Annotated in this window: 14 protein-coding genes and 2 pseudogenes; 6 read left to right on the top strand and 10 right to left on the bottom strand. The window is 35.4% G+C overall.

Annotated elements, in window-relative coordinates:
* The first annotated feature begins 2 nt into the window (after positions 1-2).
* The gene (locus AB3210_RS02350; RefSeq protein WP_262986488.1) at positions 3-212 is read left to right on the top strand and encodes a hypothetical protein; all 210 of its coding nucleotides are present in this window, start codon (positions 3-5) and stop codon (positions 210-212) included.
* Here the strand turns inward: AB3210_RS02350 and AB3210_RS02345 are convergent, their stop codons facing one another.
* Positions 213-734 carry a phospholipase D family protein gene (locus AB3210_RS02345; RefSeq protein ID WP_264377098.1) on the bottom strand — a complete coding sequence of 174 codons (522 nt, stop codon included), beginning with the start codon at positions 732-734 and terminating at the stop codon, positions 213-215. It abuts the gene before it with no gap.
* On the opposite strand from AB3210_RS02345, the gene AB3210_RS02340 reads away from it, so the two are divergent.
* The gene (locus AB3210_RS02340) at positions 733-1,662 is read left to right on the top strand and encodes a patatin-like phospholipase family protein (protein ID WP_264377097.1); all 930 of its coding nucleotides are present in this window, start codon (positions 733-735) and stop codon (positions 1,660-1,662) included. The two genes, AB3210_RS02345 and AB3210_RS02340, sit on opposite strands and share 2 nt — an antisense overlap.
* A 39-nt stretch (positions 1,663-1,701) precedes the next feature.
* Here AB3210_RS02340 and AB3210_RS02335 read toward each other — a convergent pair whose 3' ends face one another.
* The 8 genes and pseudogenes from AB3210_RS02335 to rnhA form a co-directional block, all read right to left on the bottom strand.
* Complete coding sequence (locus AB3210_RS02335) at positions 1,702-2,679, bottom strand: helix-turn-helix domain-containing protein (RefSeq protein ID WP_264686056.1); 978 nt, start codon at positions 2,677-2,679, stop codon at positions 1,702-1,704.
* A 46-nt stretch (positions 2,680-2,725) separates the two neighbouring features.
* Positions 2,726-3,646 carry a helix-turn-helix domain-containing protein gene (locus tag AB3210_RS02330; protein ID WP_264686027.1) on the bottom strand — a complete coding sequence of 307 codons (921 nt, stop codon included), beginning with the start codon at positions 3,644-3,646 and terminating at the stop codon, positions 2,726-2,728.
* 96 nt (positions 3,647-3,742) lie between these two features.
* On the bottom strand, positions 3,743-5,014 hold the full coding sequence (ltrA, locus tag AB3210_RS02325) for a group II intron reverse transcriptase/maturase (protein WP_264377358.1): 1,272 nt from the start codon (positions 5,012-5,014) through the stop codon (positions 3,743-3,745).
* A gap of 572 nt (positions 5,015-5,586) precedes the next feature.
* Positions 5,587-6,789: a hypothetical protein gene (locus tag AB3210_RS02320; RefSeq protein WP_264377094.1), complete on the bottom strand. Its 1,203-nt coding sequence runs from the start codon at positions 6,787-6,789 to the stop codon at positions 5,587-5,589.
* 186 nt (positions 6,790-6,975) lie between these two features.
* The gene (locus AB3210_RS02315; RefSeq protein WP_264377377.1) at positions 6,976-7,641 is read right to left on the bottom strand and encodes a RadC family protein; all 666 of its coding nucleotides are present in this window, start codon (positions 7,639-7,641) and stop codon (positions 6,976-6,978) included.
* A 169-nt stretch (positions 7,642-7,810) separates the two neighbouring features.
* Positions 7,811-8,749 carry a helix-turn-helix domain-containing protein gene (locus tag AB3210_RS02310; protein WP_264377092.1) on the bottom strand — a complete coding sequence of 313 codons (939 nt, stop codon included), beginning with the start codon at positions 8,747-8,749 and terminating at the stop codon, positions 7,811-7,813.
* A gap of 68 nt (positions 8,750-8,817) precedes the next feature.
* Positions 8,818-10,608: a DNA mismatch repair endonuclease MutL gene (gene mutL, locus AB3210_RS02305; RefSeq protein WP_264377091.1), complete on the bottom strand. Its 1,791-nt coding sequence runs from the start codon at positions 10,606-10,608 to the stop codon at positions 8,818-8,820.
* A gap of 92 nt (positions 10,609-10,700) precedes the next feature.
* A pseudogene (rnhA, locus tag AB3210_RS02300) lies at positions 10,701-11,124 on the bottom strand (ribonuclease HI); the annotation flags it as partial.
* 416 nt (positions 11,125-11,540) lie between these two features.
* Between rnhA and AB3210_RS02295 the strand changes: the two are divergent.
* The 4 genes and pseudogenes from AB3210_RS02295 to AB3210_RS02280 all read left to right on the top strand — a co-directional run.
* Positions 11,541-11,786: pseudogene (locus AB3210_RS02295) on the top strand (PD-(D/E)XK nuclease family transposase); the annotation flags it as partial.
* Between the two features lie 633 nt (positions 11,787-12,419).
* Positions 12,420-13,967: a group II intron reverse transcriptase/maturase gene (gene ltrA, locus AB3210_RS02290; protein ID WP_149168704.1), complete on the top strand. Its 1,548-nt coding sequence runs from the start codon at positions 12,420-12,422 to the stop codon at positions 13,965-13,967.
* Positions 13,964-14,746 carry an Rpn family recombination-promoting nuclease/putative transposase gene (locus AB3210_RS02285; RefSeq protein ID WP_230609053.1) on the top strand — a complete coding sequence of 261 codons (783 nt, stop codon included), beginning with the start codon at positions 13,964-13,966 and terminating at the stop codon, positions 14,744-14,746. The genes ltrA (AB3210_RS02290) and AB3210_RS02285 overlap by 4 nt, the downstream gene beginning before the upstream one ends.
* 245 nt (positions 14,747-14,991) lie before the next feature.
* Positions 14,992-15,438 (top strand): hypothetical protein, encoded by a 447-nt coding sequence (locus AB3210_RS02280; protein WP_304956781.1) that lies wholly within the window; start codon positions 14,992-14,994, stop codon positions 15,436-15,438.
* 2 nt (positions 15,439-15,440) lie between these two features.
* Here the strand turns inward: AB3210_RS02280 and tnpA are convergent, their stop codons facing one another.
* Positions 15,441-15,878, bottom strand: coding sequence for an IS200/IS605 family transposase (gene tnpA / locus AB3210_RS02275; RefSeq protein WP_230609054.1), 438 nt, complete (start codon positions 15,876-15,878; stop codon positions 15,441-15,443).
* Positions 15,879-16,029 lie beyond the last annotated feature (151 nt).

Below are 16,029 nucleotides of genomic sequence, written 5' to 3'. Positions count from 1 at the left end.
ACATGAAAAAGCAAAAAATCCCAATTACGGTAATTATTACCATATTAATCCAAACCGTAGCATTGATATGGTGGTTATCCAAGCTAGACTCAAGGGTACAATTTCACGATAAACTCATTGAATATGGTTTAATGGAAAAAGTGTTAGTACTTGAGGAAAGGGTAAAAAATCTTTCTGAGGAATTGGATGAACTTAAAGCTGATTTAAAGTAATTATTCTTCTACTTTTGGTGTATAAGGATCAGATTGAGATTGACGATCCTTCCAGTTTTCGATGTATTGCTCAACTAATTGAGGATCCCCTGTTATAATCAGTAGATTCTCAGCATTTCTTGATTCAGCTGCATAGGTGAAATTAAAAGAGCCAGTTATTATTTTGTTATCATCAATAATCATTATTTTACTATGAGCAATCGCTGGTTTAAAGTCAATCCATATCGGGATTTTGTGCTCAAATAATTCGTTAATTACACTATGTTTTGAACTAGTTTGTGATTCATCTAGAATAACCTTAATATCAACTCCACGCTTTTTAGCTTGAACCAAGGATTCAGCAATAGGCTTTGAGGTAAATTGGTATGCCTGAACCAACACAGATTTTTTAGCATAGTCTACGGAATCAATTATTAGGTTGGTGCAATTTTCTCCAGGCGTGAAGCAGACTGTGGCTTTTGGGCAGGAAACACATCCCGATAAAAGCGAACAAGTTAATAAAATCAATAAATACCTAACCATGGCAAAATACATCCTTTCAGTTGACGGCGGAGGCATAAGAGGCATCATACCAGCCATTATACTAGCAGAAATAGAAAAGAGGGCAAGGAAACCGATAGCTGAAATCTTTGATTTAGTGGCAGGAACCTCAACCGGTGGAATTGTTATAGCAGGATTATGTAAAAAAGATAAACAAGGAAACCCTCAATATTCAGCCAATGATTTAGTCGAGCTTTACCAAAAATACGGGTCATATATTTTTAAATCTTCATTTTTGAGAAGATCAATATTTTCTTGGCTTAATTGCACACAATACCCACATAAAAATATTGAATTTGTACTGGATAAATATTTTGGCGATGATATCCTTAAAAACACTTTAAGTGATGTGTTGATTACGAGTTACGATATTCACAATAACTGCCCATTTTTCTTCAAAAGCTGGAAAGAAGGTAATATTAAGCTGAAAGATGCACTCAGAGCTGCAACGGCTGCACCTACTTATTTCATACCAAAACATCTAAAAATTAACCAGATAAACAGAGTATTAGTGGATGGTGGGGTGTTTGCCAATAATCCAGCGGCTTGTGCATATGCAAGTGGTAAGAGGTTATTTCCAAATGATGATATTCTACTGTTATCGATAGGTACTGGAAGAACAGACAGAAGCATAGAGTATGCCAATTCAAAGAGATTTGGAAAAATAGGCTGGATAAAACCTTTGTTAAATGTGATGTTTGCCTCTGGATTGGACTGCGTAAATTATCAGATGAATCAAGTAATAGGCAATAGATACGTAAGAATACAATCGCAATTGAAGCTAGCGTCGGCTGACATGGATAACATTACATCAAAAAATATCAAATTTCTTCAACAGGAGGCAAAGGCAATGATAGAGGACAATCAGAAAGTGATAGAAAAATTCTGTATAGAAATATTAAATATATAACTATCTTTACTTACATCTTAATATATTGTTTAACACAATTCAATTTTCACACTCATCAGCAGTTAGGCCACTTGCTCGCACAATAATATCAATAGCAACACCTTCCTTAACTAGATCTTTTGCAATCTTGATTTTCTCTGCTTTTTTAACCTTTTCTTTACCAGTTTGCATTCCTTCAGATAAAGATCTGGCTACCGTATCCAGTAATTCTTGATCCTCAATTTTTTCGCATTTACCTACAAACCTCAAAACTGGCTCATTTTCATATTCTGTTAGTCCAAGAGCTTTAATGTTAACTGATAATGTCTTTGCTATCTTATATAATATTTCAATTGGAATGTCTGTATATCCTCGTTCATAGTCGTGTATTTCTTTAGGTGTTGAACCTATTTTATTTGCCAAGTCCTCCTGAGTGTATTCCCGTATTAATCTCTGCTCTTTTATCCTTTTCCCCACTTTGTAGAGTATAGAATCAGTACAAATTTCTTTCTCTATATCATCATACTCATAAGTAGATAAGCGAGTCACTTGGGAAATAATATCAACTGAAACTCCTTCTTTCACTAGATTCTTTGCTACTTCTATTTTCGCTTCTTCTTGACTAATTTTTTCGCTAATATATACAAACCTTACTAATGGATACAGTTTCTTTCGTAATTCCTGATCCTTAATTTCTCTATGTATTTTTGTTAGATAGACTATTTCTTTATCCTCATCTTCATACCAACTGTTTTCTCTTAGTACTGTTGGTCCTGGAAGTAGATCTATAACATTAACTGACAATGCTCCTGCTATTATATACGATTCTTTGATTGTAATAGCCTTGCACCCTAGTTCAAAGTTATGTATTTCCTTATGTGTTAAACCAATTTTGCTTGCTAATTTTGCCTGAGTATACCCTTGTACTATCCTACAACCTTCTATTTTTTTCCCCAGCTCGTAGCTTGCTGAGCCAATATGCTCTGAATTATCATAGATAAATCCTCTAAAAGCTGTTTTTCCTACAGAAGCAAACATATATTCTATCACAAAAAAATCCACCATTGGCTAAGTTTTTATGAAATCACAAAAATTTCTCAATCATATAATTTGATAAGCCTGTCGTTTGCAAGATAATATCAACAGAAATTCCTTCTTTCACTAAATTCCTTGCAACTTCAATCTTCTTTTCCTCTCTGACCTTTTCTCTACAAACATGTATACTTTTAAATAAAGACTTGATTAGCATATCGCGTAATTCCCGACTCTCAATCTTTTTGTATTCTTCTATCAAGTTTGATAGCTTTTCTTCCGCTTCACTATCCTCATCTGATTCGGGAAGTAGATCTATGATACTGATTGATAATACCTTTGCTATTTCATCTAACATTTCAAGTGAGACAGCAGCTCGCCCTTGTTCATATTCGTATATTCCTTGATTTGTTATGCCAACTTTATTCGCTAAATCTTTTTGAGTATATCCTCGTATCAATCTCCACTCTTTTATCCTTTGCCCTACTTTGTATGGAATGGGAATTTTGTTCTCCTCATACTCACCAATAGATAAGTTAGTTGTTCGAGAGATAACATGAGCAGAAACTCCTACTTTCATCAAACCCCTTGCTACTTCCATTTTTACCGCTTTTCTGCTTCTTTCCTCACTCAAACGAATAAATTTGGTTAATAAATAAAATACCTCGCTTAATTCTTTATCCTTATACCCCTTTACTAAATTTAATATTTCTTTATCTTCAAAATATCTTTTTTCATTTGGTAGCGTCTCTCCACAAACTAGACCTTTAACATTTACTGATAATGCTTCTGCTATAGCATATAACTTCTTAATTGGAATTTTACGGTTCCCTTTCTCATATTGCAGTATTACCCAGTACTTTACACCAATTTTCTCAGCTAAACCCTTCTGAGTATAACCTCGCTCTAACCTCCAACTTTTTACTTTTTGTCCTACTTCATAATCTAGACTTTTTTCCACGCAAAAAACCATATATATAATATTTTCTACTATAGCTCAAAGGCTCCAGGGAGAGTAGACCAGTGGAACTTCCCCTACCAGTCTCTCGCAGAACTGTACATAAACCTCTCAGCTTATACAGCTCCCATTATTTAGCCTTTTTGACCCTAAACCTAGTGTCCAATGATAGAAAATATTTGGAGACCTATCTCTCACCTTTCCTAGAAATTGTCTTGCTAGTCTTCCGTGACTCCTGAGTCTCTTATATTTCCTTTTGACCCACTTTTCTAGATGCCGCTCTACATTCTTTAGAGATTTGTAGACCTCAGTTCTGTAAAATTTGCCATAGTACTGATACCAGCCTCTGACTATTGGATTTACTTTTCCTGATATCTCCTCTAATGTTATATGCGTATTTCGTAGCATTTTCCATGATCTTATGGTTGTAGTAATCTTTTTCTTGGCCTTGTTGCTAATTGCTGGGAGAAATGAAACAAAATGCTTCCCTATTTTATTTCTTGCTAACCTGGGTCTGAATGTGTAACCCAGAAAATCAAAACTTTGTTTAGGAAATTCATCTCTCCTATTGTCATCCTTACAGTACACTATCTGTGTCTTTTTAGGATGTAATTTCAACCTATACTCAGCCAATCTTTCTTCGATCATTACTTTCACAAATCTTGTCTGTTTCTCTGTTCTGCAGTGCACTATCGCATCGTCCACATATCTCTCAAATGGTACCGTCGGATAGTTCTTTTTCATCCATATATCAAACACATGATGCATGAATATATTAGAGATGATTGGGCTAACTGAACCTCCTTGCGGAACTCCTTTATCCCTAACTACTTTACTGCCATCTGCAAGTTGTATAGGGGATTTCATCCACCTTTCAACATATAGTATGACCCATTTGCAGTCTGTGTGTTTCTTGATAGCCTGAAGTGCTAAGTCGTGATCCAGATTGTCGAAGAACCCTGATATATCAAGGTCTACCACCCAATCGTACTTCCAGCATCTCTTACGCGCTGTATCTACCGCATCCAATGCTGATTTATTCGATCTATAACCATATGAATCCTCATGGAATTTTGGCTCCACTAACGGTTCGAGATACATTGTTGCTGCTGTTTGCGCTATCCTATCTGATACTGAAGGAACACATAAAATTCTTTGTCCTCCTCCCATATCTTTCGGTATTGCTACAGCTTTTACAGGCTCTGGAAAATAACTTCCGGATGTCATACGATTCCATAGTTTGTATAGATTATCTTTTAGATTTTCCTCAAACTTTGTTATCGAAACCCCATCTACACCAGCAGCACCTCTATTTTTCGATACTTGTTTATAAGCTCTCCAAATAAGTTGCTTTGGTATATCAAAAGACTTTGTTTTATTCATTAACTCCTCCCTTTCGGTTGATAAATAACTAAAACTAAATAACTCAGCTCCTTCGCTCCATTTCCATTACAGAAACTTCTTCACTACTACGAGCTGATCCGCCCCTGTTTTCCGCATCGGTACTCTCATCCTCAGAGATCAGCTCCTTGGATTTCTCCCTTATCATCGAAACGACAGGTTCCCGCAGTTCCACGCAATAGCCCAAAATAGATTCATGCCACCTCTATGCCGGACGCCATCTATCCAGTAAACAAGCTCCCGATAGATTTATCCCAGGTTAAGTCTAACCCCTGGTTTTGACATCATCCAATTCCTTTCGACACTTTATCAGTGGTTCATTTTCATTCATCTCTCTATTTTACACATGACGCATATTTGCGCCTTTTCCATAACGCTCACTACCTTAGCTTTTTACCAAAGCAGCTTATGGTTGTTTGAAGCCTGCTCTTGTAAGCCGGCTCCGAGGGGCCCACCCCCATCTATTGCGTAGCTTTTGCACTTAGTTTGCTCTTACTTGAACATTCCTTGTGTCTCTACGGCACACTAAACTCTGGAACCTTAAAATAAATGAATTAAAGTTCCCTAAAGGTTTCTTTACTACCTCCACATACCCTATTTACCCATGAAGACAATACTTCATCATTGCTAATCTCTTTTATAGCATACTTTTCATTCCATATGCCACATCTAGTGAAATTACCTTTCTCTACTGCTTCTTGAAGTTTCACTCCCCCAAAAAGGCAGTTTTTTCCTATTTCTTCGCCTCTTTTTTGTAACTCAGCCCACATTTCCTTGTTTTCTACTCTGACTTGTACTTGATCATATTTTTTTACATCGTGGTACAATATAATATTTAGCTGACCAATGCTTGTAGGAAATTGTAATATAATAGAGCTTTCATCTGACATATCGATATAGTTTCTTATACCTCCCTTCTCGCTTTTAACCTCAACTGCATCATTACCAATTTTTAAAATATTACTTCCTAACTTTCTGTTTGCTTCCAGTATTTTGGCTACCTCTACCTTGCTATTATCAGAAAATTCTATATATGATGTTGTATTGTCTATCTCGAGATCTATTAAGGATCCTTCTTGAACAGCACTTTCGCCAGCTTTTTCTAGTTCTTCTAGTTGCTTATCTATCTGTGGCTGAACTTCTGGTTGTAGCTCATCATAGATTTCACCTATCAGTTTATTCTGTAGTAGAGTATCATGAAACTCTGCACCGCTTAACATTAATTTACGTATTACCTTTTTACGATCAACCTTATCAAATTTATGAAAATGTGTACCTAATACTACATACTCTGAGAAACTCCATTCCCCATCATTACATGCATTTAGCCTTGTTCCATCACCTATTACTTCATCTATAACTTTGTTCATCTCTTTTGGGGTTTTTGCTTTTACCACTCCACTCTTAAACCAGCTCAACTTTTCACTTTCGCTTATACTTGGCTTTATTTTTTGCAAGGCAGAGGTAAATGGATTTTTATCTTCTTGATCACTTGCAGGTTTTGTGCCATAAACATAGTCAAATCCTTTCCCACAGTTGATTTTGTTTTCGCGAACTTCTCTACCAGGGAAAGGTGCTATTTCCTCAGGCTTTTTAGCCTTATTAATTTTGCTTACAAAGGTGGATTGCTCCTTAGTACGACCAATTCCTATAATCGCATTTAACACCTCACCTTTTGATAATCTATCAAGATCAATGTTTAACTCGTAAGTACCTCCTTCTTGATCATCAAAAGGTACAATTATTTTATTACTCATATTAGCCTCCGCTATTAAATATATTTTACTAAGTCTATAACCGACTTTATTACTTTATAATTAATTTAATATATACTTTCTCATTAATTATAAACAAGAATTAATGTATTTGCAAATACTTTCTTCATTCAAGTAGCTAAATAACTCATGAAAAGTAAGACTCTTCATCTACTTCAAACATCTGCTTTATAACAGTCCTTGCTCTTTAAAACTAAAATATCCAACACTTGTAATGATAATGTGATCCAGTAACCTAATCCCTATAGTCTGACAAGCTTTAGCCAAGTCTTTAGTTACAGCTTCATCCTCATCAGATGGCTTTAACCTTCCTTCTGGGTGGTTATGCGATATTATTATTGACGTCGCTTTCCTTATTAATGCCTTTCTTGTTACTTCTCTTATGTAAAAAGGTACCTTATCCACTGTACCAGTGAACACTTCTTCCCCCTTTAAATGGCACTTTTGATCAAAATATATTATTTTCATCTTTTCCTCCTCCGAATAACCAATACTCACCCTTAAATATTTTACTATGGTTTCCAAGTTATCCATTACAGGTCCTTTCTTTAACTCTTCTCTTGGTACTCTCTTTGCAGCTTCCTTTAGGCATAAAATTACTGCTACTGTAGAGTCAGTTATCCCTTCTATAGTTTTCAAGTCATCTATTTCCTGGCCTAAAACTCCTCCTATTCCAAAACTATCTATTAGCTTTCTAGCAATAATTCGAGCTTCTTCCCTGTCATGCACTGCACTTAGAAACGTTTCTATTACTTCACGATCAAGTAGAGCTTTACCGTTGCTTTCTAATGCTCTGAATTCTATTTCTTCTCTACGATCTTTCTTATTATTCATAAAAATTACCCTTCACTAATAACAAAATGTTTTTATATATTTACTGCCATTTTTTAGCAGTCTTGGCATAAGGCCATAGCTTTTGAGTGAAGTCAAATCAATTTTTCAATCTTTTTTACTTATTTTTTCATCAAAAAGTAAAGATATTAATAGATACTGATTTTTTATTTTAAATTTGTTGAATTTCGTCTAAAGAGATGCCTACTGTTTTTAAAATAATATTGATAGAAATTCCTTCCTTAACTAAATTCTTTGCAATTTTCATCCTTTCTACTCTCTCCACTTTCTCTTTGCAAACTTGTATACTTTCAAACAGAGATTTTATTAGTACATTACGTAGTTCTTGGCTTTTAATCTTTTTGTATTCTTCTATTAACTTTGATAGCTCTGCTTCACTATTCTCATTTTCTGTTGTTTCTGGAAGTAGGTCTGTAATACTAATTGATAGTACCTTTGCTATTTCATCTAACATTTCAAGTGAAACAGCAGCTCGTCCTTGTTCATATTCATATATTCTTTGATTTATTATACCCACTTTACTTGCTAAATCTTCCTGAGTGTATCCTCTTCTCAACCTCCATTCTTTTATTCTTTGACCTACTTTATACGGAATAGAAATTTTTTTCTCATCATTATCATATTCATCAATAGATAAATTGGTTGTTCGAGAGATAACATGAGCAGAAACTCCTTCCTTAACTAAACCCTTTGCCACCTCTACTTTTACTGCCTTTCCACTTTCTTCCTCACTAATACGGATGAATTTGGTTAATAAATAAAACGTTTCACGTAATTCTTGATCCTTAATCTCTTTATGTCTTCTTACTAGATTTAATACCTCTTCTCCCTCGTACTTTTCCTCATTTGATACTTCTTGTCCGCAAGCTAGATCTCTAGCAGTTGTTGATAATGCTTCTGCTAATTCATATAACTTCTTAATTGAAATTCTGCGTGTTCCTTTTTCATATTGCAGTATTACCTGATATGTTGTATCGATTTTTTTTGCTAAATCTTTTTGAGTATAGCCCTTTGCTAATCTACGATTTCTTACTTCCTGTCCTATTACTTTGTAATCTAAAAAATTAGAGCATTTATTCTCTTTTTTCACATTTTATACTCCATAACCAGAAGAGCTGTTACGTATACTTAATTGGCAACCTTTTTGACAAACTGAACTCATCTCCTTTCAAACAATTTTTCTATATCACTTAGTTTCATTTCTATATACGTTGGTCTTCCGTGATCAGAATATGGAGTTTTCTCAATTTGTCTTAGTATCTCATTCATCTCTTCCAATTTCATTTTTCTTCCTGCTCCGTGGCAAGCGATTATGGATGATATTTTGTTCACCTTATCCTCTATTGGTAGCGTATCTTCTATTTCCATTAACTTATCTACTATATCAACTAGCATCTCTTTTATATCTATTGTTCCCAAGATTGCAGGTATTTCTTTTACCCTTACTTTATCTTCTGATTCTATTTCAATACCAAAACCCATTTCAAAAAGCTTATCTTTATAAGTTTTAACCATCTCCATTCCAGCTTGGTTTTTAATTTCAACTATTTCAGGAATGAGAAGTTTTTGTCTTTTTATGCTTGTTAAGCACTCGTATATCAATCTCTCATAGGCTGCATGTTGATCTACTATAATCAGCCTATCTCCAGCCTCAGCAATAATGTAAGTATTGTAGACCTGACAGCGTGCATATCCTAGAGGGTGATCCTCTATCAAATCAATTTGCTTCTTTTCTAGAACCATCGTTCCCTTTTGGGTTGGAGATTCTCCATATTTAAACGTTTCTGGTAAGCTTTGCCTTCTTTCATCTGGTGCATTGAATTCTTTCATTAAATGATTTTCTAAAAGACTTGGCCTCTTTTCATAAAATTCTTTTTGATCTTTTTTCTCTTGACTATCAACCTGCTCTTGGCTTTTACTATCATTAAAAATTAGCTCCTCTTCAATACCTTGATCACCCGCTGCAAATCTCGTTGATAGTGTTTTTATTATCCCTCTTCTCACTATTTCATATATTAGCCTTTTATTCTGAAATCTTACTTCCGATTTATTTGGATGCACATTTACATCTACTTGGTCATATGGTACTTCTAAATGCAACACTGCAAAAGGATACCTATTGTTTGGAATAAAATCGTGATACGCATATCTAATTACACCAACAAGTAGATTCTCTTTTATTGGCCTTCCATTAACAAACGTATAAATTTGAGTTGAGTTGCCACGATTGACATTAGGTTTACAGATGTGTCCCTTAAGTTTGATGCCTTCTTCTTCCTCTTTAACTTCCAGTGAATTGCTTTGAAATTCTTCTTCTATTTCACATAATCTGTTGAACAGCGAAGTTTGCTTAACATATTTTAAGAGCTTTTTATTACCAGAAGTGAGAGTAAACCCAATACTATAATTAATCATCGCTAAGTTATTCACAATATCAACAATACTTTGTGTTTCTGCCCTTTCGGTTTTTAGAAACTTTAGTCTATTTGGTGTAGCAAAAAATAAGTCACGAACTTCAATATATGTACCTTGCAACAAAGAACAAGGGGTAATCTCTCTTATTTTTTCTCCTCCCTCATATCTTATAGACCATGCTTCCTTTGCTCCACTTGCCTTAGACGATAATTTCATTCTACTTACTGCTGCAATTGAAGGCAAAGCTTCTCCTCTAAAGCCAAGATGTTTGATTTCTATTAACTCACTATCGCTTAATTTTGAAGTAGCGTGGCGCATAAACGCAAGTTCCAAATCTTCCTTTTCTATTCCATTTCCATCGTCTGTTACAGTTATAAGATTACGCCCACCACTTTCTATTTTGATCTCTATCTCTGAACTTCCAGCATCTATTGCATTTTCTACTAATTCCTTTACTACACTCGCTGGCCTTTCTATTACCTCTCCCGCTGCTATACGATTTATAGTTTTTGTGTCTAAAAGAATTATTGCCATAACACTCCCTCCAATCTATAAAACTTAGAGCTCCCTCTATTTTTTTGTGATTTCTTGATCTCACAATCTCTATATTTTAGCTTTTTAGATTTCTTTCTAGCAAGTCTATCTGCTTCTTTATTATAGGTATTACCACTGTGAGCCTTAACCCACTTCCAGTTAATATCATGCTGCAAGACAATTTCATTCAATTCCTTCCATAATTCCTTGTTCTTTACTGGCTTTTTATCAGCTGTCTTCCAACCATTTGTTTTCCACTTGTTGATCCACTCTGTTATACCTTGTTTAATATACTGACTATCAGTGTGTAAAACAACTTTGCAAGAAACTTTCAACATCTTTAGCCCGTTAATCACAGCCTTTAACTCCATTTTGTTATTCGTTGTGTTTTCTTCACCTCCAGAGATGCGTTTTTTGATAAAGATACTTTTATTTTCATACATCACCACGGCTGCCCATCCACCAGGCCCCGGATTTCCATCCATCTGTATATATTATAACCTTCTTTTTGTCCATATTGACAGGATATAGATTTAACATAAATTTGCTACTGAAATGTTGACACTAAGTTTCAAGATCTTTATCATGTAAAGGTGTGGGAGATTAATGAACCTGTCCTCACGATATTAGGTAAATCGTAATTGAGCTTTTGGGCTTGTATTTTTATTAGGAGGTTAATCTCTCACACCCAAAATAAGTGTTTTTAAAGCTCTTTATAGCTCATGAATTCATTTGCTGGGGTTTATGGAGGGAGTTGTAAAAGATGATAAAATAAACAGCTAAGGTGCGCAGTAGCATTCTATGGTCATCTATGAAGGTAGTTTTTTGCCAACTCTTGAAATTTAGCTAACTTTAATAGACTTTAGCACAAAAACGTTGAATATTTCTTCACAATTGTGTATAATTATTAATGCTTTTTAAGTCGATTCCCTATGGCTCTTTCAAAATTTTTAGATCCTAAGCTTGATTTAACATTTAAGAAAATATTCGGTACTGAAAAAAATAAGAATATCCTTATTCACTTTTTGAATGATATTTTGGGGTTTACTGAAATAAATACTATACAAGAAGTTGAATTCCTTAGCACCATTATGGACCCTGAAATTGCCTCTGATAAGCAGAGTATTGTTGATGTTCTGTGCAGAGATTCCACTGGGGCCAGATACGTGATTGAGATGGTGCGACCTGAAAGTCTTCGGTCATATTGTTTAAAAGGAGAGGAATTCATTCAGAAAGAAACTGAAAGGATTCTAAAACTTATTAAACCAGATGTTTTGCCGTCTGAGTCTACGCATCAGTGCGAATCGGGCAACCGGTTGGTGCCAAGCGATGCGGACAATGAACCTCCTCTTGAAAAAGAAGATGCTCAATCGTGAGAGGGGCATAAACTGCAAGCATCATGTGGTTGGAGGGCTAGGCTAGTGGTATGGTGAACGTAAGTGAAGCTTTATAAGTACCGATACGATGAAAGAGCTAAAGATGCTGATAAGCTCTGACCAAAAGGTAATGTGGATAAGTTACATTTTTCATTTCTAGATGTACGCAAATAATAACTCCACCGGTATAGAGAAGCCACCTAACCCACTGTTGTATGACTGGAGAAACAGGGTAAGCCTGTATTTTCGCCTACATGGCAAGCAAACCGCAAGGAATGCTGATGGAAGTGCAGGTAAAGGAGAATGGAGAAAGCGAATGCCATTTTGTAACGAAATGGATAGAATTTGTAACATTAATTCGCGTGAAAACGAGCAGACTTCCATTTGGTCCCTCGTGACAAGAAACTTTGTTAACCACTTAAGGTAGGAAAGCAGATGATTACAAGTAAACCCGTAAGTGCATCTACCGAAAGCTTTGAAGCATGGAAGCAATTGCCATGGAAGAAATGCCAGAAAGTTATTGTGAGGCTACAAAGACGTATTGTTAAGGCTGTCCAAGAAGGAAGATGGGGTAAGGTAAAAGCTTTACAACATCTTCTCACACGCTCTTTTAGCGGAAAAGCTTTGGCTGTTAAGAGAGTAACTGAAAACCAAGGAAAAACCACAGCAGGTGTAGATCGTCAACTATGGTCAACTTGCAATGCTAAATTTCAAGGAATAAAGCAGTTAAAGCAAAGAGGATATAAACCTTCTCCGCTAAAACGGATTTATATCAGTAAATCTAATGGCAAAAGAAGACCTCTTGGAATACCCACGATAAAAGATAGAGCCATGCAAGCATTATATCTGTTTGCTCTGGAACCGATAGCTGAAACGATCAGTGATCGTCACTCCTATGGCTTTAGACCTAAAAGATCCTGTGCAGATGCTACAGTAGCTTGTCATTTGTTACTGGCAAGTCGTAATCAACTACAATGGATACTTGAAGGTGATATCAAAGGATGCTTTGACAACATTAATCATGAATGGCTTATGAAGCATATTCCTATGGAGAAAAAAATTCTGCATAGTTGGTTAAAAGCTGGCTTCCTAGAATCAAAAACTCTGTATCCCACAACTGCAGGTACCCCGCAAGGTGGTATAATTTCTCCAATACTAGCCAATTTAGCCTTAAACGGACTTGAAAAGTTATTGGAAAGTCGATTTGGTAAACTCGGCAGTAGAAAAAGAAACAAAATCAGAAGTGGAGTGAATGTAATCAGATACGCAGACGACTTTATTATTTCAGGTTTCACACATGAAGTACTGGAAAAGGAAGTTAAGCCTTTAGTATCATCTTTTCTTCATGAGCGAGGTTTAATTCTGTCAGAAGAGAAGACAAAGATTACATCTATCACAACAGGGTTTGACTTTCTTGGTTGTAATGTACGTAGATATAATAAGAAGTTAATTATTAAACCTTCGAAAGAAAGTATTAAAAGACTTCTTAATAAAGCACGTACATTGATAAAAGCAAATATAGCGAACACTCAGGCTATAGTAATTAAGTCACTCAACTCTCTACTGAGAGGATGGGGAAATTACTATCACCATGTGTGTGCTAAAAAAGCGTTTAGAAAGATCGACAATGAAATTTGGCATAGTTTATGGAAATGGGCAAAGAAAAGACATCCTCGTAAAGGATTACGTTGGATAAAGAATCGTTACTTCAAAGTAATGGGTCAACGCCAATGGGTTTTTGCTGCACCCATATGCAAGAACAAACCAAAAGAGATACGGTATTTAAGACTGCTTAAGCTGATTGATATACCTATCAGACGACATGTTAAAATCAGAGCGGATGCAAATCCCCTTGACTTAAAATGGAAAAAGTATTTTGATGAGAGAGTGAAACGAACAAGAATGTTAGCAAGCTCTTTCTCAAGAGAAGGTTCTCTACTGTTGGTGTCACCATTAAGAATGATGTTTCCTGAGGAATCATGAAGGACAAGCCGGTTCTAGAAAAGAAGAACTTAGATAAGGGGCTCAAGCGTAGTGTGGGGAAACCTGCATGCTGCGTTTCTAAGGGAGGGGGTAGTAGTAATACTGCTTCCTTACCTGACCAGTTCACTAAGACCAAGGGCTTCGAAAAGCGTGCTCAATATTATGCTGCTAAAGCCTATTCAAGTCAAGCTGATCAAGGTGATGACTATCATAACCTCAAGGAAATTATCTTTATTGCTGTTGCTGATTGTATTATTTTTCCAGACAAAGCTGAGTACAAATCTAATCATGTCATTTTAGATCAAAATAGCTTTGAACATGACTTAAAGGATTTTTACTTCGTATTCATAGAATTACCAAAATTTACAAAAACAAAGGAAGATCAACTAGAAAATATAGTAGAGAAATGGTGTTATTTTTTTCGATATGCAGGAGAAACAAGGGAAGAGGATCTAGATAAGATAGTTGGTAGTGATGTAATAATAAAACGAGCTTATGAAGAGATGAATAAGTTTAACTGGTCAGAAGAAGAATTACTAGCATATGAACAAATGAAAAAACGTATAATGGATGAAATAGCTGCTTTAGCTCAAAAATTTGATGAAGGTCTTAGGGTTGGAGAAGAAAGAGGCATCCAAATCGGCCAGGAAAAAGGCAGAAAAGAAAGAGAAATTGAAGTTGCAAAAAACCTACTTAAAGCAGGTGTATCTGTTGACTTAATAGCTGAATCTACCGGTCTTCCTAAAGTTGAAATTTCAAAACTTAAGGAAAAAGCCTAAGTATTGTAACTCCTTTAGAGCCCTTATCCATTAGTCTAATATATTAAAGCCTATATCTAACTCTTCCACTATTCTTGCTACTGGCCTATTTGATTCTCTCACTAATTCTACGTATCAGTCAAACATAGAATGCCTAAATATAGAAAATGTTTTTCATAAAATTTTTTTATCCTTGATAATTTTATTGTTGATATTTGATTCTAACTTTTGCATAATGCAGTAAATATTTTTATATAGGAGGTAGAATGCCAAGATGGACAGATCGTCATGCTAGAGTACTTGAAAAATTGCAAGATTCTATTCAACGTACAGATCCAAATGTTGCTGAAAAGAAATTAGCTATCAAGAGATGGGTAGAAAACTATATGGAGTATGTGCAATTCTTTAAGGATGATAAGCTGCAGTTTTTGTACAATATATTCCAAGATGAAAATTGTTGGTCGGATACAAGGTTAAATAATGTTTTTTTAGGTCAGAAATTGACTGAAGAGAAAATAGGTGGAATAGATAACCCACTGCCAAGGTATGATATGGCATCTAGGTATTGTATAATGGATAAGATAGGTGATTTTTTCAATAAACAGCTTGCATTCTCTAAGGGTCAATTTACTCCAGAAGAGATAGATACTCAACCACTATCGGCTGAGAGCCGAAAGGTTGGATATAGCGCTGGAAGCGCGGTGAGAAGCTAAAGCTACTCCAATCTTATACTAGATATAGAATGAGGCTGATGTGCATCTGTATGTTTATTGATGTACTCATTAATGACTTTATCTGTGATATGTCCGCTGGTAGCACTAAAGTATCCTCTTCCCCAAAAACGCTTTCCCCAGTACATTTTATTTAGCTCTGGAAATTCTTGTTGAACTTTGCGTGAAGACCTGCCTTTGGCTCTTTGAACAAAATCACTCACAGCTATATGAGGAGGTATTACTACGAATAAATGTAAATGATCTGATGATATTACTCCGTTTTCTATCTTAATCTCCATTTCTTCAGATACTTCTGCTATGATTGTTCGTATTCTCTCCTTCATAGCCTTAGTTAATACTCTGTACCGATATTTTGTAATCCAGACTATATGGTACCTATGATAAAATACAGTGTGTTTTCCTTTGTCATATTCCGTCATAACTATACTTTATAAAGTACAGTTATGACATTGACAAACTAAAGTTTCTCCACCTAGAAGGTGGAGGCTTGTACCATCTTATGGAAAGTCAAGGTAATCCGATAAGTGATCAATATGTAAGAAACATTCTGCTATTATCTATGAAGAGGCG

This window comes from Wolbachia endosymbiont (group B) of Scrobipalpa ocellatella (assembly GCF_964188425.1).
In the GTDB taxonomy this organism is placed as follows: domain Bacteria; phylum Pseudomonadota; class Alphaproteobacteria; order Rickettsiales; family Anaplasmataceae; genus Wolbachia.
Note: the sequence above shows the minus strand (reverse complement) of the source record. Positions and strands in the feature narration are given on the sequence as shown.

Coding starts and splice junctions, on each gene's coding strand:
- AB3210_RS02330 (WP_264686027.1), bottom strand. CDS start 3,646: ATGGTTTTTTGCGTGGAAAAAAGTCTAGATTATGAAGTAGGACAAAAA.
- AB3210_RS02315 (WP_264377377.1), bottom strand. CDS start 7,641: ATGAATAATAAGAAAGATCGTAGAGAAGAAATAGAATTCAGAGCATTA.
- AB3210_RS02280 (WP_304956781.1), top strand. CDS start 14,992: ATGCCAAGATGGACAGATCGTCATGCTAGAGTACTTGAAAAATTGCAA.
- AB3210_RS02350 (WP_262986488.1), top strand. CDS start 3: ATGAAAAAGCAAAAAATCCCAATTACGGTAATTATTACCATATTAATC.
- ltrA (WP_149168704.1), top strand. CDS start 12,420: ATGATTACAAGTAAACCCGTAAGTGCATCTACCGAAAGCTTTGAAGCA.
- AB3210_RS02285 (WP_230609053.1), top strand. CDS start 13,964: ATGAAGGACAAGCCGGTTCTAGAAAAGAAGAACTTAGATAAGGGGCTC.
- AB3210_RS02320 (WP_264377094.1), bottom strand. CDS start 6,789: ATGAGTAATAAAATAATTGTACCTTTTGATGATCAAGAAGGAGGTACT.
- tnpA (WP_230609054.1), bottom strand. CDS start 15,878: ATGACGGAATATGACAAAGGAAAACACACTGTATTTTATCATAGGTAC.
- AB3210_RS02345 (WP_264377098.1), bottom strand. CDS start 734: ATGGTTAGGTATTTATTGATTTTATTAACTTGTTCGCTTTTATCGGGA.
- ltrA (WP_264377358.1), bottom strand. CDS start 5,014: ATGAATAAAACAAAGTCTTTTGATATACCAAAGCAACTTATTTGGAGA.
- mutL (WP_264377091.1), bottom strand. CDS start 10,608: ATGGCAATAATTCTTTTAGACACAAAAACTATAAATCGTATAGCAGCG.
- AB3210_RS02335 (WP_264686056.1), bottom strand. CDS start 2,679: ATGTTTGCTTCTGTAGGAAAAACAGCTTTTAGAGGATTTATCTATGAT.
- AB3210_RS02340 (WP_264377097.1), top strand. CDS start 733: ATGGCAAAATACATCCTTTCAGTTGACGGCGGAGGCATAAGAGGCATC.